This window comes from Pseudonocardia sp. DR1-2 (assembly GCF_023717215.1).
Lineage (GTDB): Bacteria > Actinomycetota > Actinomycetes > Mycobacteriales > Pseudonocardiaceae > Pseudonocardia > Pseudonocardia alni.
Genome location: NZ_JAMQOF010000004.1, coordinates 330044 through 349340 on the forward strand (window position 1 = coordinate 330044; position 19297 = coordinate 349340).

At 74.7% G+C, this 19297-nt stretch carries 23 protein-coding genes; 9 read left to right on the forward strand and 14 right to left on the reverse strand.

What is annotated here, in order from left to right:
* The first annotated feature begins 39 nt into the window (after window positions 1–39).
* Window positions 40–669, forward strand: coding sequence for a DedA family protein (locus ND486_RS13815; RefSeq protein WP_251784682.1), 630 nt, complete (start codon window positions 40–42; stop codon window positions 667–669).
* Entirely contained in the window at window positions 666–1307 is a 642-nt protein-coding gene (locus ND486_RS13820) for a maleylpyruvate isomerase family mycothiol-dependent enzyme (protein ID WP_251784683.1), read from the forward strand. Before ND486_RS13815 ends, ND486_RS13820 begins: the two co-directional genes overlap by 4 nt.
* Here ND486_RS13820 and ND486_RS13825 read toward each other — a convergent pair.
* The 7 genes from ND486_RS13825 to map all read right to left on the reverse strand — a co-directional run bounded on the left by ND486_RS13825 (window position 1292) and on the right by map (window position 6799).
* Window positions 1292–1843, reverse strand: a complete 552-nt coding sequence (locus ND486_RS13825) for a dihydrofolate reductase family protein (RefSeq protein WP_251784684.1) — start codon at window positions 1841–1843, stop codon at window positions 1292–1294. The genes ND486_RS13820 and ND486_RS13825 overlap by 16 nt on opposite strands.
* A gap of 76 nt (window positions 1844–1919) precedes the next feature.
* On the reverse strand, window positions 1920–2117 hold the full coding sequence (locus tag ND486_RS13830; protein WP_062404434.1) for a ferredoxin: 198 nt from the start codon (window positions 2115–2117) through the stop codon (window positions 1920–1922).
* A gap of 14 nt (window positions 2118–2131) precedes the next feature.
* Window positions 2132–3346, reverse strand: coding sequence for a cytochrome P450 (locus ND486_RS13835; protein ID WP_251784685.1), 1215 nt, complete (start codon window positions 3344–3346; stop codon window positions 2132–2134).
* Window positions 3347–3472: 126 nt separating this feature from the next.
* Window positions 3473–4573: an alpha/beta fold hydrolase gene (locus ND486_RS13840; protein WP_251784686.1), complete on the reverse strand. Its 1101-nt coding sequence runs from the start codon at window positions 4571–4573 to the stop codon at window positions 3473–3475.
* An 81-nt stretch (window positions 4574–4654) separates the two neighbouring features.
* Window positions 4655–4834 (reverse strand): hypothetical protein, encoded by a 180-nt coding sequence (locus ND486_RS13845; protein ID WP_251784687.1) that lies wholly within the window; start codon window positions 4832–4834, stop codon window positions 4655–4657.
* A gap of 248 nt (window positions 4835–5082) precedes the next feature.
* Entirely contained in the window at window positions 5083–6015 is a 933-nt protein-coding gene (locus ND486_RS13850; protein ID WP_251784688.1) for an alpha/beta hydrolase, read from the reverse strand.
* Window positions 6016–6022: 7 nt separating this feature from the next.
* Entirely contained in the window at window positions 6023–6799 is a 777-nt protein-coding gene (gene map / locus ND486_RS13855; protein ID WP_251784689.1) for a type I methionyl aminopeptidase, read from the reverse strand.
* Between the two features lie 63 nt (window positions 6800–6862).
* Between map and ND486_RS13860 the strand changes: the two genes are divergently transcribed.
* The 4 genes from ND486_RS13860 (at window position 6863) to ND486_RS13875 (ending at window position 9305) form a co-directional block, all read left to right on the forward strand.
* Window positions 6863–7132, forward strand: a complete 270-nt coding sequence (locus tag ND486_RS13860) for a helix-turn-helix domain-containing protein (RefSeq protein ID WP_073578031.1) — start codon at window positions 6863–6865, stop codon at window positions 7130–7132.
* 331 nt (window positions 7133–7463) lie between these two features.
* Window positions 7464–7895 carry a nitroreductase family deazaflavin-dependent oxidoreductase gene (locus ND486_RS13865; protein WP_062404432.1) on the forward strand — a complete coding sequence of 144 codons (432 nt, stop codon included), beginning with the start codon at window positions 7464–7466 and terminating at the stop codon, window positions 7893–7895.
* A gap of 348 nt (window positions 7896–8243) precedes the next feature.
* Window positions 8244–8798, forward strand: coding sequence for a sugar O-acetyltransferase (locus ND486_RS13870; protein WP_251784690.1), 555 nt, complete (start codon window positions 8244–8246; stop codon window positions 8796–8798).
* Between the two features lie 138 nt (window positions 8799–8936).
* Window positions 8937–9305 carry a DUF4345 domain-containing protein gene (locus ND486_RS13875; RefSeq protein WP_251784904.1) on the forward strand — a complete coding sequence of 123 codons (369 nt, stop codon included), beginning with the start codon at window positions 8937–8939 and terminating at the stop codon, window positions 9303–9305.
* A gap of 175 nt (window positions 9306–9480) precedes the next feature.
* Here ND486_RS13875 and nadD read toward each other — a convergent pair whose 3' ends face one another.
* Both nadD and ND486_RS13885 read right to left on the reverse strand, forming a co-directional pair.
* Complete coding sequence (nadD, locus tag ND486_RS13880; RefSeq protein ID WP_062401391.1) at window positions 9481–10074, reverse strand: nicotinate-nucleotide adenylyltransferase; 594 nt, start codon at window positions 10072–10074, stop codon at window positions 9481–9483.
* A gap of 9 nt (window positions 10075–10083) precedes the next feature.
* Window positions 10084–10698 carry an alpha-ketoglutarate-dependent dioxygenase AlkB gene (locus ND486_RS13885; RefSeq protein WP_251784691.1) on the reverse strand — a complete coding sequence of 205 codons (615 nt, stop codon included), beginning with the start codon at window positions 10696–10698 and terminating at the stop codon, window positions 10084–10086.
* Between the two features lie 62 nt (window positions 10699–10760).
* On the opposite strand from ND486_RS13885, the gene ND486_RS13890 reads away from it, so the two are divergent.
* Window positions 10761–11414 carry a DUF998 domain-containing protein gene (locus tag ND486_RS13890; RefSeq protein ID WP_251784692.1) on the forward strand — a complete coding sequence of 218 codons (654 nt, stop codon included), beginning with the start codon at window positions 10761–10763 and terminating at the stop codon, window positions 11412–11414.
* A gap of 93 nt (window positions 11415–11507) precedes the next feature.
* Here ND486_RS13890 and ND486_RS13895 read toward each other — a convergent pair whose 3' ends face one another.
* Window positions 11508–11822, reverse strand: a complete 315-nt coding sequence (locus ND486_RS13895) for a hypothetical protein (RefSeq protein WP_179760610.1) — start codon at window positions 11820–11822, stop codon at window positions 11508–11510.
* A 153-nt stretch (window positions 11823–11975) separates the two neighbouring features.
* Window positions 11976–13028 (reverse strand): ABC transporter substrate-binding protein, encoded by a 1053-nt coding sequence (locus ND486_RS13900; protein ID WP_251784693.1) that lies wholly within the window; start codon window positions 13026–13028, stop codon window positions 11976–11978.
* Window positions 13029–13184: 156 nt separating this feature from the next.
* Between ND486_RS13900 and ND486_RS13905 the strand changes: the two genes are divergently transcribed.
* Entirely contained in the window at window positions 13185–14018 is an 834-nt protein-coding gene (locus ND486_RS13905) for a hypothetical protein (RefSeq protein WP_251784920.1), read from the forward strand.
* An 18-nt stretch (window positions 14019–14036) separates the two neighbouring features.
* On the opposite strand, the gene ND486_RS13910 is transcribed toward ND486_RS13905, so the two are convergent.
* Entirely contained in the window at window positions 14037–14588 is a 552-nt protein-coding gene (locus ND486_RS13910; protein WP_208825161.1) for a TetR/AcrR family transcriptional regulator, read from the reverse strand.
* Window positions 14589–14671: 83 nt separating this feature from the next.
* Window positions 14672–15040: an SPW repeat protein gene (locus ND486_RS13915; protein ID WP_062401380.1), complete on the reverse strand. Its 369-nt coding sequence runs from the start codon at window positions 15038–15040 to the stop codon at window positions 14672–14674.
* A 177-nt stretch (window positions 15041–15217) separates the two neighbouring features.
* On the opposite strand from ND486_RS13915, the gene ND486_RS13920 reads away from it, so the two are divergent.
* Window positions 15218–15892, forward strand: coding sequence for a hemerythrin domain-containing protein (locus ND486_RS13920; protein WP_208825159.1), 675 nt, complete (start codon window positions 15218–15220; stop codon window positions 15890–15892).
* Here the strand turns inward: ND486_RS13920 and ND486_RS13925 are convergent.
* Entirely contained in the window at window positions 15853–19260 is a 3408-nt protein-coding gene (locus ND486_RS13925) for a BTAD domain-containing putative transcriptional regulator (protein ID WP_308215844.1), read from the reverse strand. The genes ND486_RS13920 and ND486_RS13925 overlap by 40 nt on opposite strands.
* Window positions 19261–19297 lie beyond the last annotated feature (37 nt).

Consider the following 19297-nt stretch of genomic DNA (forward strand, 5'->3'; position numbering starts at 1 on the left):
GCCGTTACCGCACCACCGAGACGTGTGCATGATGGAGTGGTGCACGTCGACATGCTCCTGATGGCGATCCCCCCGCTCGCGATCTACTTCCTGTGCGCGGGTGTGGTCGGGGTGGAGAGCATCGGCGTCCCGCTCCCCGGCGAGATCGTGCTGGTCGGCGCGGCGCTGCTGGCCGCGCGCCCGGGGTCGCCGATCGACCCGGTCGCCGTCGCGGCGTCGGCGACGGCGGGCGCGATCGTCGGTGACTCGATCGGCTACTCGGTCGGGCGCCGCTACGGCACCGGCCTGCTCGACCGGCTCGGCCGTCGCTTCCCGAAGCACCTCGGTCCGGCCCACCTCACCGTCGCCCGCCGCATCTTCGACCGGCACGGGGTGTGGGCGGTGCTGTTCGGCCGGTTCGTGGCGATCCTGCGGATCCTGGCCGGGCCGCTGGCCGGCACGATGCGGATGCGCTATCCCGCGTTCCTCGCCGCGAACGCCACCGGGGCGGTGCTGTGGGCGGGCGGCACGGTCGCCCTCATCTACCTGCTCGGCATCGTCGCCGAGACGTGGCTGAAGCGGTTCTCCTGGATCGGGCTGCTCGTCGCCGTCGTGGGCGGGCTCATGGTGTCGCGGTACGTGCGGCACCGCGTCGAGCGGGCCGCCTCCCGGGAGGAGACGGCGCAGTGAGGCGCGGCCCGGTGCACGACCTCGCCGCCGCGGAGCGCGCCGACCTGGCCGGCCTGCTCGACACCCTCACGCCCGGCCAGTGGGTGTCGGACTCGCTGTGCGCCGGCTGGCGGGTGCGCGACGTCGTCGCACACCTGATCGGCTACGACGTGGCCGGGCTGCGCGGGTTCCTCGGCACCGTGGTGCGGGCCCGGGCCACCGGCCGCGACCCGAACGACCTCGTCGTCGCGCAGTGGGCCGATCGCCCGGTCACCGAGGTGGTGGCGGCCGTACGGGCGCATCTGCGTCCACGCGGGGTCACCGCCGCCTTCGGCGGGCGGATCGGGCTCACCGACGCCCTGATCCACCACCAGGACATCCGCCGCCCGCTCGGGCTGCACCGCAGCGTCCCGGCCGACCGCCTCGCCGCCGCGCTGCCGTTCACGATGACGGCACCGCCGCTGGGCGCCCGCAGGCGGGTCGCGGGCCTGCGGCTGGTCGCGACCGACCTCGACTTCCGCCACGGTGACGGGCCGGAGGTCGCCGGGCCCGCCGAGGCCCTGCTGATGGCCGCCGCGGGGCGGGCGGACGCGGTCGCGGAGCTGTCCGGCCCGGGCCGGGAGCTGCTGGCAGCGCGGACGGCTCAGCGCGGCGCGTGAGCGGTGTAGACGATCCCGCCGCCGAACGAGCGGGCGTCGAGGAGCCGTAGCCCCTCGGCGTTCCAGCCGTCGGGGAACAGCCGCCGGCCGGCACCCTGGACCACGGGGTGGTGGAAGAGCCGGAACTCGTCGACGAGCCCGGCGGCGATGAGCGTGTGGCAGAGCGTGATGCTGCCGGTCAGCACGATGTCGGTGCCCGGCTGCTCCTTGAGCGCCGCCACCTCGGCCACCGGGTCCCCGGACAGGATCGTCGAGTTCTGCCACTCCGGGTCGGTCAGCGTGGAGGACACCACGTACTTGTCGACCTGGTTCAGGTAGTCGGTGATGCCGGTGGCGTCGTCGGTCTGAGCGGGCCAGAAGCCGCGGAAGTCGCAGAACGTGCGACGGCCGAGCAGGGTGGCGTCGGACGCGGAGTCCTGGCGGTGCAGCTCGGCCAGGACGTCGTCCTGGCCCTCGGCGCTCGGGTCGAACCAGTCGCCGAGGAACTCGACGGCGCCGTCGAGGGTGATGTTCTGGGTGATCGCGAGGGTGCGCACGGGAGATGCCTCCACGGTCGTCGGTGCGTCGTACACCATGGTCGACCGCGGAGGCGTCCCGGACTCATCGCTCCGCTCAGCCGTCGACGACGGTGATCGCCGACGCCGGGCAGCCGCGCGCCGCGTTGCGCACGGCCTGCTCCTGGCCGTCCGGCGGGGTGTCGGTGAGCAGCTCGACGACGGCGTCGGAGTCGCGCTGGTCGAACACGTCCGGGGCGGTGAGCAGGCACTGTCCCGAGCCGACGCACGCGTGCTGGTCGACCTCGACCTTCATCGCGGTCCCCTCCCTCACCAGCGGACCGGCAGGCTGCGGACGCCGCCGGTGATGTGGTCGGTGCGCACGTCGAGCTCGTCCATGCCGACGGCGAGGTCCAGCCCGGGAAGCCGGCGGGCGAGCGTCGCGAACACCGCGCGCAGCTCGGTGCGGGCCAGGCTCGCGCCGATGCAGAAGTGCGGCCCGTGGCCGAAGCCGACGTGCCCGCGCTCGGTGCGGTCGGGGTCGAAGGTCTCGGCGTGGTCGAAGACGTCGACGTCGCGGTTGGCGGCGTTGACCGAGAGGATCACCGCGTCGCCGCGCGCGACGGTGACCCCGGCGATCTCCACGTCGGAGTGGGCGTAGCGCAGCAGCCCCAGGTCGCCGGGCGCGCCGAGGCGCATGACCTCCTCGATGACGGCGTCGACCCGGCCGTCCGGGTCCGCGGCGAGCCTGTCCCACTCGTCGCGGTGGGTCATCAGGAACAGGATGCCGAGCCCGATCCGGTTCACCGTGGTCTCGTGGCCGGCGAACAGCAGCCCGACGCAGAGCCGGACCATCTCCGGGTAGCCGAACCCGGGGTCCTCGGCCTGGGCCTGCACGAGGTCGGTGATGACGTCCTCGCCCGGCTCGGCGCGCTTGCCCTCGGCGAGCCCGGCCATGTAGCGGCCGAACTCCTCGCGGGCGGCGTGGGCGTCCTCCCCGGAGAAGGTGGCCATCCGGTCGGACAGGGCGCGGAAGTACTCGCCGTCGGACTCGGGGACGCCGAGCAGCGAGCAGATGACCGCGACGGGCAGCGGGAAGGCGAGGTGGGTGTGCAGGTCCACGGTGGCACCCGGGCCCGCGGCGTCGTGCTCGGCGACCATCGCGTCGACGTAGCCGTCGACGAGCTCCTGCACGTGCCCGGACAGCGTCCGCATCCGCTTGGCGGAGAACGCCGGGGTGAGCAGCCGGCGCATCCGGCCGTGCTCCTCCGCCTCGTTCTCGTAGGTGCCGGTCGGCCCGTCCTGGACGGCGGCGGTGCTGATCCTCGACGCCTTCTCCGGCTCCGGGTGCGACCGGCCGAACCGCTTGTCCCCGAGCAGCTCGCGGACCTCGGCGAACCGGGTCACCAGCCAGGCCGGGTCCCCGGCCGGGGTGGTCACCGGCGCGATCGGTGCCTCGCGGCGCAGGACCTCGTAGAACGGCGCGAGGTCGAGCAGGTTCGGTCGGGTGAACGGCAGGCGGGGACGCTCGGTGGCGAGGGTCATCGACACTCCTGGGGTCGTGGTGGTGAACCCCAGCCTACGATTTGTTGGCAGTATCTGCCACGAATGTGTCCGGAGTGCGCCGGACCGTCCCCGAACGGGCGGGTCGGGGACGGTCCGGGCCCGCGGTCACGCCGGGCTGTCGAGCAGCTCCTGCAGGTACTGGTCGATCTGCGGCATGTAGGTGGGCGCGACGCCGAACAGGGCGAGGTGCCCGAGCAGGTCGTCGACGACGCGGATCGTCGCGTGCGGGGTCAGCTCCAGCTCGGCCTCGTGGTCACGGACCGGGAAGAACATGTCCTCGTTGATCGGGATGACCCGGGCGACGGACTCGTTGCGCCCGAGCGCCTCGGCGAGGTCCCCGCCGGTGTGGCGGGCGACGTCGCCCCGTTGCCACTTCCACGCCATGCACAGCAGGTCGTTGGGGTCCATCGCGGTGAAGTACGGCTCCAGGAAGCCGGCCATGAACGCCTCGCGGGACTCGAACTCCAGGGCGCGCCACACCTCCTGCTTCCAGAACTCCGTGGAGAACCCCATCACCGCCCAGATGCCGGCGTGCCGCTTCAGCCCGGCCTCGACCTCGGTGTTGCTGCGGTAGTCGCCGCCGGCGAAGCCGGGGTCGGAGGTGATCGCCTCGACCAGGGCCTGCGTGTAGAGGAAGTCGTGCGGGGTGTTCTGCGCGGTCCCGGCGATCGGCGCGGCGCGGCGCACCTTCTGCGGGAACCGGACCATCCACTCGTAGGTCTGCTGCGCGCCCATCGAGCCCCCGACGACCAGCGCGAGCCGGTCGATCCCGTAGTGCTCGCGCAGGAGCTGCTCCTGGGCCCGGACGTCGTCGCCGATGCGGACGTGCGGGAAGTTCGACATCGCGATGCCCGCGTTGGCACCCGAGGCGTTGTGCGGGCTGGTCGACAGACCGTTGCCGATCTGGTTGACCACGACGATGAAGTACCGCTCCGGGTTCAGCGCGTGGTCCGGACCGATGTAGACGTCGCGGAAGATCTGGTGCGTGCCCGAGTACCAGGTCGTCACGAGGATCGCGTTGTCCTTCGCCGCGTTCAGCGTGCCGAAGGTGGCCACCGCGAGCTGCAGGTCGGGGATCACCCCGCCCTCCTCCAGCGCGAACTCCCCCAAGCTGATCAGGTCGTAGTCGCCGTGGAACTCGTGGGTGTAGTAGGGATTCTCGATCGCCGTCGGCTGCGCTGTCGTCCCGGTCGTCACTGCTGTCACGCTCCTGCTCCGTCGAAGACGCGGACCGGGGCGACTCTTCTCCCTTGTGACGCGTGGCACAAGATCCCGACCGGGCCGTGCTCAGCTCCAGGCGACGACGAGCCCCAGCATCGTCACGACGATGCCGAGTCCCAGCACCATCATCAGCAGCCAGGCGGCGGCGTTCGGTGGCGCCGCGGCGGGGGCCGGGTCGGTGCTGCGGCGCAGCTCGGCGAGCTGGGCGGGGTCGAGGACGGGCATGGTCAGGTCGTCGGAGTTCATACGGTGGTAACGCGCGGGGCCGGGTCGCAGGCACTGCGTTCCCGTCTCTCGTGTGCCGCAGGAAGATCGATGTCGCGGACGGTGGCGCACGTCCGCCCACCGGGCTCACTTTCCGTAGACCGGGAACACGCGTTGCATGACTCACCGTGATCGGTCGGGTCGCGGCGTCGCACCTCGCAGAGGCTTCCCGGACCTCCCAGCCCCCGCAGTGGCTGCGAGGTCGGGGCACGGTGTGCGGGGTCGGGTCGTCACACGCCGGGCGGCGGGGACGCGCCGTCGATCCGGGCGGACAGCCAGTCCCGTGCGTACCGCAGCGCGGTCGCGGCGACCGGGGTGTCGTGCCCGGCGAAGCCGTGCGGGACGCCCGGGTGGACGCGCAGGTCGACCTCGACCCCGGCCGTCGCGAGCCGGGCGGCCATCGCGAGGTTGTCCTCCAGCAGCACGTCGTCGGTACCGACCGTCATCAGCAGCGGTGGCAGGCCGGTGAGGTCGGCGAACACCGGGGAGAGGTCCGGGACGGTCCGGTCGGCGACGTGGCCGGCGTAGGCGCGCAGGAAGTACTCGTCGGCGATGCGGCGACCGGCCGGGGTGCGGGCACTCAGGTCGTAGGTGCCGTACCGCAGCTCGGCCCCGGCGACGCGGCCGGCCAGGCCGCGGTCGCGCAGCCGCAGCAGCGTCGTCACGGCCAGGGTGGCTCCGGCGGAGACGCCCGTGAACGCGACCCGGTCGGTGCCGAACAGCTCCGGCGCACGGTCGAGCAGCCACAGTGCCGCCGTCGCGCAGTCGTCGGGGGCGGCGGGCCAGGGGTGCTCCGGGGCGAGCCGGTGGTCGACGGCGACGACCGCGACGCCGAGCGCGTCGGACAGCGCCCGGTTCCCGACGTCGTCCCGCGCGGCCGAGCCCAGGTAGAAGCCGCCGCCGTGGATCTGCAGGAGCACCCCGCGCGCCGTGCCCGGCGGGCGGCAGATCCGCACCGGCACCCGACGGCCGTCGGCGACGGCGGTGTCCCCCACCGCGGGCGGCACCGCGGGCGGTGGCGTGGCGGCCGCGGCCCGGACCGCGCGCAGCTCGTCGGCGTCGGCGGGGCCGCGGCCCGCCGGACGGGAACGGTAGAAGGCCCGGGTCCGCTCGGCGTCGGCCGGCGGGACCGGCACGGTCAGTGCGTCGAGGGCGACACGCACGGGCCGGTCAGTCCTGCCCGCGGCGGGTCAGCACCGTGAGGCCGTCCTCGGTGATCGCGATTGTGTGCTCGGAATGCGCGGTGCGGGAGCCGTCGGCGGAGCGGATCGTCCAGCCGTCCGGGTCGAACACGATCTTGTCGGTGGTCCGTGCGAACCAGGGCTCGAGTGCGAGGGTCAGCCCCGGGCGCAGGGTCAGGCCGCGGCCGGCCCGCCCGGCGTTCGGGATGTGGATGTCGCCGTGCATGGTGCGGCCGAGGTCGTGCCCGCCGAACTCGGTGTTGACCGGGTAGCCGTAGTCGCGGGCGACCCCGCCGATGGCGGCGGAGATGTCGCCGAGCCGGTTGCCCGGCCGGGCCGCGTCGATCGCGGCCTCCAGGGCGTCCTCGGTGGCCCGGATGACGCGGAGGTCGCCCTCGTCGGCCGTCGTGCCGACGACGACCGTCCGGGCGGAGTCCGCGACCCAGCCGTCGATGCTGACGGCGATGTCGGCGCTGAGGACGTCGCCGTCGCGCAGCACGTAGTCGTGCGGGAGCCCGTGCAGCACGGCGTCGTTGACCGACAGACAGATGACGTTGCGGAACGGGCCGCGCCCGAAGGACGGGGCGTAGTCCCAGTAGCAGGACTCGGCGCCGCGTTCGGCGATCATGCCGCGCACGTGCTGCTCGATGTCGAGGAGGTTCACACCGACGTCGGCGATCCGGCCGACCTCGGTGAGCACCTCGGCGACGAACCGGCCGGTCGTGTGCATCCGGTCGATCTCGGCCGGTGTCTTCAGTTCGATCACGGTATTACTATACCGGACCGTCACGGCTTGCCGGTACAGTAATACCGACCCTACGCTCGACGCATGGTCCGTCAGCCCCTCACGCCCGAGCAGATCGAGGCCGGCCGCCGTCTCGGCGCGCTGCTGCGCCGGGCCCGGGGCGACCGCGACCCGGTCGACGTCGCGCGGGCGGCCGGCATCTCCCCCGAGACGCTGCGCAAGCTCGAGACCGGACGGCTGCCGTCGCCCGGTTTCGGGACGATCGTGTGCCTGGGCGAGGCGCTCGGGGTGCCGCTGGAGGAGCTGGCGGCGGAGTGGCGCGGGAGCGACGTGGCCATGGAGGCGGCCGGATAGCGGTTCCCCCGGGCCCGTACGCCGACCGGCCACCCGTTCGGCCGGCCCTCGCCGTCGACGACGCACCGGCCGGCACCATCGGGCCACCGGCGCCCCACGACCCCGTCCGACCGCCGGTGGACCGGTCGCCCGTCCCCGTCGGCCGCCTCGCGGTGGAACCGGTACACGAGCCCGTCCGGCACCCACTCGGACCAGGGCCTGCACGGGTCCCGGGTGTCCGACGCGGCCGGGTCCGTCGATCGGGTTGCGGACCGCCGGAATGGCCGACGACGGGGCGAGGTTGACCGGAGCGGTGCCGGACGGCGCCGGACATCCGTTGGAGGAGCACGAGATGAGTGACGCGTCGGCCCCGTTCGACCTGGCGGCGATGAACCGCGCCGTGATCGAGGAGTTCCGGGCGACCGGAGGACGGGCGGGCGGCATGTTCGAGGGCAAGCCGCTCGTGCTGGTGCACCACACGGGAGCCCGGTCCGGCACCGAGCGGATCGCGCCCCTGGTCCCGCTCCTCGACGGCGAGCGGATCTTCATCTTCGCCAGCAAGGGCGGCGCCGACACCAACCCGGACTGGTACCACAACCTCCTGGCGAACCCCGACACCCGCGTCGAGCTGGGCACCGAGACCCTGCCCGTGCGGGTACGGGAGGTCACCGGCCCCGAGCGGGACGAAGTCTACGCCCGCCAGGTCGCACTGGAGCCGCAGTTCGGCGAGTACCAGCGCTCGACGGAGCGGACCATCCCGGTGCTGGAGCTGCAGCGGACCTGAGCCCACCCCCCGGTTCAGGCCCGCCGGGGCCGGCCGGTCGCCCGTCGATCAGTACCTGAGCGCGCTCGCGCGGGGCGCGCACAGCACTCCTGTACTGATCGACGGGGACGTCGTCGTCGCCCGGGGTGGGTGGGGCAGGATCCGCACTCCTCCCCGGGCGCGGTGCAGAGGTGCACCGGCACCTCCACCGTGGCGGTCGCACCCGGCGCACCGACAGGCCGGCCGAGCTCCCGTCCACCCGGCGGTCCCCGGCCCCGTGGTGGTGACCGGTCGTCGTCGGGCCTCGCCGGCCGGGCCGGCATGTACCGGATTTGTACCCGAAGGCCCTCGGGACGCAGGATCAGAAGCGTGGGCGAGCACAAGGAACGCATGCTCCGCAACGACTGGTACCTCGACGAACCCGACCTGGCCGAGCACCGACGTCGCTGCTGGCGTCTCCTCGACCGGTTCAACGCGACCGGCGCCGATGACGACGACGAACGCGCCATGCTCCTCCGCGACATCGTCGGACACGTCGGCGGCGGCGTGGTGGTACTGCCCCGCTTCCTGTGCAGCTACGGCACCCACATCACGCTCGGCGACCGCGCCTTCGTCAACCACGACGCCCTCTTCATGGACGACGCCGCCATCACCATCGGCGATGACGTCCGCATCGGACCGCGCACCCAACTCCTCACGGCACAGCACCCCGTCGACGACCATGACCGCCGTCGCGAGGGATGGGAACGTCCTCTCCCCATCAGCATCGCGAGCAACACCTGGCTCGGCGCCGGGGTCATCGTCTGCCCTGACGTGACCATCGGGGCGGATGCCGTGGTCGGGGCAGGAAGCGTTGTGATGCGGGATGTGCCCGACCGCGTTCTCGTCGCAGGGAACCCGGCCCGACTCGTCCGCGAGTTATGAGAGAGCCAGGTACATCGACCCCGTTGCGATCGTCGACATCGGGCACAGTCCAGGACAGCTGACGCCCGCCTCCCCCTACGGTCCGTCGATATCCGGTCCGACCGCTGCCGCCGCTCGTGCCAGGATCACCTCATGTCGATGCTGCGAGCCGTGGGACGTCTGACCGGGTGGGCATGCATCGCGATCGGTGGGATCCAGCTCGTCGGCGGAACACGCGGGGAGCCGGGCATGACCGATGACGCGACGGTCGACTCGCACGTCCGCTTCATGGGGCCTGTCTTCGCCGGCTACGGAGTCGCCTGGCTCGACGCCGTGGCCGACGACGAACCGAACCTGGACCGCATGCGGCTCCTCGCCGGGCTGATGGCCCTCGGGGGGATCGGACGGCTCGCGACCCGCGCGACCCTGGGCCGGCCGCACCGGTTCCATGACCTGCTGCTCGCAGTCGAGCTCGCCGCACCGGTCCTCACGGAGGTGGCGGGCCACCGTGAGCGTCGACGTCGGTGAGGACCGCGCGGTCGACGACGCCGCACGGGAGATCGCACTCGCCATCGCCGAACCACGACGCGGACAGCGGCGCCACGGCCGCGGGAGGCGCAGGCGGGTCCGCTAGTTCGACCCACAGACCGGCGAGCCCCGTACGGAGCCGTTCGAGCGCAGTGCCGGTGGGAGGAACCGCAGGTCAGACGTCCGGATTCAGGTAGAGACTGCGCTTGGAGATGTACTGCACCACCCCGTCCGGCACGAGGTACCAGACCGGCCGCCCCGCACCCACGCGCGCCCGGCACTCGCTGGACGAGATCGCCATCGCGGGCACCTCGACCGTCGTCACCGATCCCTGGGGCAGGTGCCCGTCGGCCAGCTCGTACCCGGGCCGGGTCACGCCGACGAAGTGCGCGTAGCGGAACAGCTCGTCGACCTTGCGCCAGGACAGGATCTGCTGGAGCGCGTCGGCGCCGGTGATGAAGAACAGCTGCGCGTCGGGCATGGCGTCGTGCAGGTCGGCGAGGGTGTCCGCGGTGTAGGTGGGGCCGTCGCGGTCGACGTCGACGCGGCTGACCGAGAACCGGGGGTTCGACGCCGTCGCGATGACCGTCATCAGGTAGCGGTCCTCGGCCGGCGAGACGTCGCGGCCGGTCTTCTGCCACGGTCTCCCGGTCGGTACGAAGATCACCTCGTCGAGGGCGAAGCGGTCCGCCACCTCACTGGCGGCGACGAGGTGGCCGTGGTGGACGGGGTCGAACGTCCCGCCCATCACGCCGATCTTGCGCTGCATCGACGCAGACTATGTCGGTCGCCCACCCGGCGGCATCCCCGGATACAGGTGGCGGAACTGGACGCTGATGCGCGGACCGCTGCACGCCACCTTCGGCACGCTGTGCTGCCAGGTCCGCTGGCACGTCCCGCCCATGACCAGCAGGTCGCCCGAGGCGAGCGGGAACGACACCGACGCGCCGCCGCCGGCCGGGCGCAGCCGCAGCGGCCGCGTCGCGCCGAGGGCGACCAGCGCGACGACGGCCTCGGGCCGCTCGCGGGCGACCCGGTCGCCGTGCCAGGCCACGCCGTCGGCGCCGTCGCGGTAGAGGTTCACGCCGATCTGGGTGAAGTCGTGGCCGTAGTGCTCCCCCAGCGTCCGGCCCATCTCGCGCAGCCGGTGGGGCACCGCGTCGTCGGGCAGGACCCAGCGGTGGGTGAGGCGCGGCTCGTCGACCACGCGGTCGTACATGCGGCGGCGGTGGCCGCGGAACGGCACGGTCGTGCGGAGCAGCGCGAACAGCTCGTCCGCATCGGGGGCCCAGCCGACCGCGACGTCGACCCACGCCCCGGCGGTGAGCTCGTGCCGGTACGCCGGGGCCGCACCCCCGGTCGCGAAGAGCGAGGCCTGCCCACCGACGTCCACCCCCCGGACGCTACGCCGGATCGAACGAGAGTTCGAGTGACGTCTCTGCGACGATCTTCGTCATGTCCTCGCGTGCCGACGGTGCCGTGCTGTCCTACCTGGGTCTGCGGCGTGCCGTCGGCGTGATCGGGATCCTGCTCCCGTTCGTGCTGGTGGCGGGCGACCTGGCCCTCGGCGGCGACGGGCTGCGGGACTCCATCAGCCGCTACTACTACTCGCCGATGCGCGACGTGTTCGTCGGCTCGCTGTGCGCGGTCGGCGTGTTCCTCTTCTGCTACCGCTACGAGCGGCCGGACAACCGGCTCGCCAACATCACCGGGACGGCGGCGATCGCCGTCGCGCTGCTGCCCACCCGGCCCGACGGCGCAGCGACGACGGCGGCGACCGTCGTCGGGTACCTCCACCTGGCCGCGGCGACGGTGTTCTTCGCGGGCCTGGCCTGGTTCTGCCTGGTCCTGTTCACCCGCGGCGGATCCGGGACGCGGAGCAAGGCCGCCCGCAACCTCGTCTACCGGGTCTGCGGCGCGACGATCGTGACCTGCCTCGCGCTGGCCGCACTGGACGCGGCACTGGTGCCCGACGCCGTCGCCGAGCGGTTCCACACCCTGTTCTGGCTGGAGGCCGTCGCGATCCTCGCGTTCGGTGTCGCGTGGTTCGTCAAGGGCGACACGATCCTGAAGGACCCACCGACGCAGGACCCGGCGCCGGTGATCTGACCCGCCCGTACGACACCGGCCCCGCAACGGCGGACGGGCCGGTCCGGACACCCCTCGAGGGTCCGGACCGGCCCGTCACGGGACCGGGGTCGGTCAGCCGACCGGGGTCGCCGGCGCCGACGGCAGGTCGCCGCCGGTGGCACCGGTGATCATGTCGACGACGCTGTCCAGCGGGGCCGGCAGCGCGAGGTCGTGCTTCTTGTCGTCGTGCTTCTCGTGGTCCCACTTCTTGTGGTGACCGTGCTTCTTGTGGTGGCCCTTGTCCTTGTCACCCTCGTGCTTCGAGTGACCCTTGTCCTTGCCACCCTCGTCGTAGCCGGTGGTGCCGGCGAAGGCCGCGGCGGGCGCCGCGACGGCCAGGGGGAGCAGCGCTGCGCCGACGAGCGCGCCGCGAACGGACTTCCGCATCTCACAACCTCCATGGTTGGTCGTTAGACCGTCGCAAACGGTCTTGCCCACTCAACGAGGGGCGACCGTGCCCGCAACGCGCATTCACCCGTTCGCGTCACCTGCGGAGATAACTGATAGTCAGACTTCGACTACGGCAGGTGGGTGACCGGATCAGCCGCGCGAACGGGCGGCGGCGTCGGCCAGGATCGGCAGGTACGCGTCGAGCACCCACGGGATCGACAGGACCGACGGCGCCGAGCTCGCCACCACCCGGTCGGCCCCGACGACCGGGGCGAACCCGCCACGGGCCATCGCCGGCAGCAGCCCGACGCCGGGCGCGGTCCGGAAGGCCTGCTCCTCGGCCGGCGTCGCGAAGAAGCCGATGACCAGGTCGGACTCGACGCGCGAGAGCAGCTCGCCGCTGACGGTGTAGTAGACCTCCCCACCGCCCGGGGCGTTCTGCTCGACGTAGGGCGCCAGGGTGAGCCCGAGGTCGGTGACCAGCTGGACGCGGACGTCGCCCGCCCGGAAGACGCCGAGCGCCCCGGAGTCCATCCCGCCGGTGTAGACGAACGTGGCCCCCGCCAGCTGCGGATACCGCTGGGCCGCGGTGCGCAGGCGCTGCCCGGTGGAGTCGATCAGCTGCCGGGCCCGCGCCGGGTCGCCGAACACCTGACCGGCGATCCGGGTCTGGTCCTGCCAGCCGGTGGAGTAGGGGGCGTCGGGGTAGGCGACGGTCGGGGCGATCGCCGACAGCTGGTCGTACTCGGCCTGCGTCAGCCCCGAGTAGGTGGCCAGCACCAGGTCCGGCCGGGCCGCGGCGACCTGTTCGATCGGCGTCGCCGACAGGTCGTCGGAGCCGATGACCTGCGGGAACGCGCCACCGTGCGCGGTGATCGCGTCGCGCACCCAGGGCAGCACGCCCTCGGCGTCGCCGCCGTAGACGGTGCGTGGGATCGCGACCGGCAGCACCCCCATCGCCAGCGCGACGTCGGTGTTCGCCGCGCTCAGCGTGACGACGCGCTGCGGCCGGTCGGGGACGACCGTCTCGCCCAGCGCGTGCCGCACCGTCACCGGGTAACCCTCCGCGGCCGCACCGTCGGTCCCCTGCCCGTCCTGCGTCCGGGTCCCGCACCCGGCGAGGACCAGCAGACCGGCGGCGCCGGCGAGGACGCCGCGACGGCTCACGGAACGGGCGGTCAGGGGTGCTGCGGCGAGCGGCACGGGAGCCTCCTTCGAGTTAGGAAGGCGAGCCTAACCTGACCCGTTGGTCGACTCCGCGTGATCCGTACCGCTCGTTCGGCGCCCCGGGGGCCGCACCCGTCGCGCGGGACCGACACCCCGGCCGGAGCATCCCGACCCGCGGGTAGCGTCGCGGCCATGCGTGCTCCGGACACCGGCGACCGGGCCGACCGCGACGCCGGCCCCCGCTCCCCCGCGCCCGGTCCCCCGGCCCCTCCGCCCGCGCCCGGCGGACGTCGGCCGCCGCACGAGCCCGCGGCCCCGCCGCCCCCGGGGCCCCCGGGTGCACCCGGCCCGGTGCTGGCCCCGCCCGCGCCGCCGGTGCCCGAGGGCCGTCCCGGCGACCGGCCCGGCGAGCCGGCCGCAGCCGTCGCGCCGGCCGGGCCGTGGCCGACCGTGCGACCGCCGTCGCTGCGGGCCGTCGTCGTCGGCCGGGTCGCGGCCGGGGTCGCGGCGGCGTGGTTCGGCGTCGTCTACTCGATCACCACCGACGTGCACGCCCGCGCCGACCACCTGCTGGCCGCGATCGTCGTCGGCGGGCTGCTGAGCCTGCTCGGCGTGGTGCTGCTGTGGCTGTCGGCGTCGCGGATCCCGGTGCGGGTCGCCCCGGCCCGCGGGCCGGACATGGGACTGGTGCGCGACCGCGCGGCCGCACGGAAGGTGCTGCGCTCGGGAGGCACCCCGGACGGTGAGCAGCGCAGGCTGATCGCCGTCGACGTGCTCGCCGACGCCCGGCTCCCGCAGGTCGCGGGCGCGGTGTTCGCGCTGCTCGGCCCGCTGGTCATGGCCGCGGTCAACGCCTCGGGTCCGCTCGGCTGGGCCGGGCCGCTCACCGCCGGGCTGATCGTCGTCGTGCTGGCGCTGGTCGGATGGCGGACGTGGGCCGCGCACGCGCTGCACCGGCTCGCCGACCGCAGGCACACCGTCCCGCGCTACGAGGAGTCCGGCGCGCCCTGGCGCCCCTGGCCCTGACCACCGCCCCGGGCGCCGCTACAGGCCCGCGGCCACGAAGGACAGCTCGGCCTCCATGTCGGTGCGGGCGTCGTCGCCGTGCCGGTCCAGGGCGTAGCGGTGCCCGATCGCCGCGGCCAGCAGCCGGGCGGCGCCTCGGATCCGATCCGGTGCCCCGCCGCCGGTGTGCAGCACCTCGTGCACCGCGTCCTCCAGCTCGCCGGAGCGGCGCAGCAGCGCGTCACGGACGACCGGGTGGGTGTCGGCCTCGCGCCACAGCAGGTGGGACAGGACCGAGGACGCGTCGAGCGCCCGGTCCAGCGCGGCGACCAGCGCACGCAGCCCGGCGAGCACGTCCCCGGCGACGGCGACGTCCGCCCCGCGCACCGGGTGCGGGAGCCGTTCGACGAGCGCTTCGAGCAGGTCGGGCTTGCGGCGGAAGTAGTAGTGCACCAGCCCCTTCGGCACCCCGGCACGCTCGGCGATGCGCGAGGTGGGCGTCGCGTCGAAGCCGTGCTCGGCGAACAGCCCCTCGGCCGCGTCGAGGATGCGGTCCCGGGCGGGTGCGTCCGGGTCGAACTCGGGGTCCACGGTGCGATCCTCCCCCGGACGCGGCGGGGGCCGCGACCCCTCCGGGTCGCGGCCCCTCACCTGGTCGTCGTGCTGCCGGACGGTCAGTGCGTGGCGAGCGTGCGGTGCTCCGCGTTCGCCGCGGGCAGCGCCGAGGCCGCCACGACGACCGCGAGGACGCCCGCCACCCAGGACGTCCACGACGCCCCGGTCAGCGCGCTGTAGCCCATCACCCAGGGGGCGAGGAACAGCAGCACGCCGAGCACACCGTGCACCCATTCGCTCGCCACCGAGCCGGGCACGGCGAGCGACCAGAGCGACGTGGCGGCGAGCACCACGCCCAGTACGACCATCGTCCACGCGGCGGCGGCGTTCGTCGTCGTCACGAGAGGCGAGAGGGCCGTCAGCACACCGATCACGAGAGCGGCCCAGTCCTGCCACCGCTGCCAGGTACGACCAGTGGTCCCAGCCATCGTCAGTCACCTTCTCCTGTGAGGTCCCTGTGGGGATGCCTCCGGTCTACTCTTGGTTGGCCGGCCGGTCAAGACCCGGCGAGCGGTGGCACAAGTGAGGTGCAAGTCCCCGGCCAGCGGGTGGGCGCACGGTCTGCGGTGTCGAGACCGACCGCCCCGAACCCGTAGGAGACCCCGGTGACCACCGCACGCGACACCCGTACCGCCGACCTGGTCGGCATCACCCTCGCCCACCGCGTCATGCGGGTCGACCTGCACCGGCTCGCCGACGCCGCCCGCGCGATCGCCGACGGCGCGCCCTGCCCGGACCGGCGCGCCCGCGCGCTGCGGACCTGGCTGGAGCAGCTGGAGCACGAGATCCACGGCCACCACACCGCCGAGGACGACATCGCCTGGCCGGTGATCGCCCGGCACGCCGGGCACGCCGTCGACCTGGACGAGCTCAGCGACGACCACGGCCGCCTCGACCCGCTGCTCGCCGCGGTGCGGGAGGCCGCGGCCGCCGTCGTCGCCGCGGCGCAGGGACCGGCCCGGGCGCGGGCGGCGGGCGTACTCGCGGACCGGCTCGCCGTCGTCCGCGACGAGATCGACGAGCACCTCGACGCCGAGGAGCGCGACCTGTTCCCGGTGATCGAGCGCCACGTGCCCGCCGACGACTGGGACGCCGTCGTCGCGCAGGTGCAGAAGTCCGGGCCGGGCCTGCGGTTCATGCTGCCGCGGATCGTCGCGGTGACCACCCCGCAGGAGTGGGCCGGGATGCGCCGCGAGGCCGGGCCGGTGGTCGTGCTGCTGGAGCGCCTGCTGCGCGGCGGCTACCGCAGGCGCTGTGCGCTGGTGTTCGGCACGTCCTGAGCCCCGGGAGCCGGTGCCGTCGAGGGGTCGGCGCCGGCCGCCGAGAGCAGCCGCCGGGCGCGGTCGCGCCACACCGGGGCACCCAGCTCCGCCGCGACCCGCTCGGCCTCGCGCAGGTGGTGGACCCGGCCGCCGCCTGCCGGGTCGAGCAGCCCCTCCAGACCGGCGAGCACCAGGTCGGTGGGGCCGAGCGCGATCGTGCCCGAGGACAGCCCCGCCACCGTTCCCGTCCACGGGCGCAGCTGCTCCCGGCACCGCGCGGCGACGTCCCGGTCGGCCAGGCCGACCGCCACCTCGGCGCGCACGCAGGTCCAGATCAGCCAGTAGTAGCTGCGGGCCAGCTCCGCGTCCGGCGCCCACACCTCGCGGGCCCGGACGGGGTCGCCCGCGTGCAGGTGGGCCAGCGCGAGGAAGTCGCCGAAGGTCGGCGGCAGCGCGTCGCGGAGCGTCTCGAGCTCGGGGGCCAGCTCCCCGAGGCGGCCCTGGTCGTGCCGCACGACGAACCTCCCGAGCAGCCCCATCAGCGCCCCGTTGACCTGGCCGGCACCGACCAGCCGGGTCGCGAGCTCGGTGTAGCGCTCCTCGGCGGTGTCCAGCTCCCCCGCGACGAGTGCGCGCAGCGCCGAGAAGATGTAGGCCCAGCCGAGCGTGAACTCCAGCTGCCCGCCCGGGGCCCCGGCGACGGCGGCCTCCGCGTGCCGTGTCGCCGCGTCGAGGTCGTGGCTGCCGGCGGCGACCATGAGCTGCAGGTGGTGGGCCTGCGTGCGGTAGCCGGCGTGCCCGGCCCGGCCGCCGAGCTCGGCCAGCTCCTCCCCCACCGGGGCCAGCTCGTGCCACAGGTCCGGGGCGAGGACGGCGAAGAACCGGGCGTTGAGCGCCCGGCAGCGCAGCAGCGGGTCGACGCCGCGCCCGGTGAGCGCCATGGCCTCCGCCGAGGCGGAGCGGACCCGGTCGTCGTCGTGCCCCTCGATCTCGAACACCAGGGCGGCGAGCAGCCGAACCCGCCGGTCGACGGCGTCGGGCGGGGTCGCCGCGAGCTCGGTCTCGATGAGGTCGATCAGCTCGGCGTCGATGTTCTGGCCCGGCCGGATGGTCCAGCTGACCGGGGTGTCGTAGCTGGTCAGGACGGCGCCGAGCCACTGCGGTGCGGCGGCCGTCGCCTGGTCGACGGCGGTCCGGCGTTCGATGAGGGCGGTGTGGCCGTCGCCGCCGCGGGCGAGCTCGGCGACCAGCGCGCAGCGCAGGGCCAGCTCGTCGTCGACGCCGGTCCCGGCCCGTCCGGCGAGCTCGACGGCGCGGCCGTAGAACCGGGCGGCCTCGCGGTGCGAGCCGAACCCGGCGGCGGCCGCGGCGGCGGCACGGACCGCGGCCAGGGCACGGTCCGGTTCGACGGCGGACCCGGCGGCGAGTGCGTGGTGGGCCAGCGGGACCGGGTCGTCGGGCCGCCTGCGGGTGAGGATCGCGTGGGCCGCGGCGTGCAGCCGGGCGCGACGCAGCTGCGGGATGTCGCCGTAGAGGGTGTCCCGGACCAGGTCGTGGGAGAACCGCAGCCGTCCCGGCCCGGGTTCGAGCAGCATCCCGCCGAGCACCGCGGGCTCCAGGGCGTCCAGCGGGTCGACGCCGTCGGCGGTGGCGGCGAGGTCGAGGGCGTCGTCGGTGTCCAGGTCGCGGCCGAGCACCGAGACCCGGGCCAGCGCGGTGCGGGTGGTCGCGGGCAGCCGGGCCAGGCGCCGGCGCAGCACCTCGCGGACCCCGGCCGGGACGGCGTCGGCCGCGGCGGACGGGCCCTCGGCGGCGACGAGGCGGGCCAGCTCGCGGACGAAGAGCGGGTTCCCGCCGGTCCGTTCGGTGATCCGGGCGACCAGCTCGGGCGCGGCGGCGGGCACGCCGTGCCGGTCCAGCATCCCGGCGACGTCGCCCGCGGTCATCGGCGCCGGCTCGATGCGGTCCGCCGTGGGCTCGGCGAGGGCGGCGAGCGCGGCCTGCAGCTCGGCGCCCGCCTCGGCCGGGCGCAGGCCCGCGGCGACGAGCACGGGCAGCTCCGCGACCCCGGCGACGACCGCGCGCAGCAGGGCGAGGGTCTCGGACTCGGCGCGGTGCAGGTCGTCGAGGACCAGCAGCAGCGGCCGCTCCCGCCCCGCGACGGCGAGCAGCTCCACCACCGCCCGGGCCAGCCAGAACGTGACCTCGGCGCCGCCGGGCCCGGCCGGGGAGCGCAGCGGGGCGAGCCGCTCGACCAGGTCGGCGGGCGGGTCGTGCGCCGTGACGAGCGCGTCGACGATCTCCCGCCACGCCCAGGCCGGCGGGGCGCCGTCGATCTCCGGGCAGCGGCCGGTGACGGCGGTCCAGCCGTCGGCGGTCGCGGCGGCGGCGAACGCGGCGAGCAGCGTGGACTTGCCCGCGCCCGCGTCGGCGGCGACGAGCACCAGCTGCCCACCGCCGCGGGCCCGCTCCGCGGCGGCGGTGAGCCTGCCGAGCTCGGCCGCCCGTCCGAGCAGGGCCGGGGTCCGCGGGGACGTGTCGGCCGGTCCGGGCGGGCGCGGCGCGGTCCCGGACGCGGGCGCGTCGGTGCGGCCGGCGGGACCGACGCCGGTTCCCCCGCCGGGGTCGCCGCCGGGGTCGCGGTGGGCGAGCACGTCCGCCTCGATCGCGCGCAGCCCGGGGCCGGGGTCGACTCCCAGCTCGTCGGCGAGCAGGCGACGGGTGCGGGCCAGCACGGCCAGCGCGTCGGCCTGTCTGCCGGTGCGGTACAGCGCGACGGCCAGCAGCCCGACCGCGTCCTCGCGCAGCGGGTGCTCCCCCACCAGCGACGTCAGGTCCGGGACGACGGCGTCGGCCCGGCCCAGCCGCAGCCGCGCGCGGGCCCGTCGCTCGAGCGCGACCTGACGCAGCTCGTCGAGGCGTTCGGCCTCGGCGCGCGCCCAGGCGGCGTCGGCGAACTCGGCGTAGGCGGGACCGTCCCACAGCGCCAGGGCCTCGCCGAGCAGGGCGTCGGCCCGGTCCGGTGCGGCCTCGGCGGCGCGGTCGAGGAGGTCGGTGAAGGCGCGCGCGTCGAGCCCGTCGGGGCCGAGTGCCAGCGCGTAGCCGGGTGGGCGGCTGACCAGCACCGTCGGGACCGCCCGCGGGGACCGGTCGGGTTCGAGCACCCGTCGCAGCCGGGAGACGTGGACCTGCAGCCCGCCGTGTGCCTGCGCGGGCGGGGCGCCCTGCCACAGGTCCTCCACCAGCGTGTCGACGGCGACGACCTCGCCGCCGGCCGCGGCGAGCCGGGCGAGCAGCTCGCGGCGGCGGCCGGAGCCGACCTCGACCGCCGCGCCGCCTGCCGTCACACGGAGCGGGCCGAGGACCCGGACCGTGATCTCCTGCACCCCGGCAATCTAGGACGCGGCGACGCCGGTGTCAGCC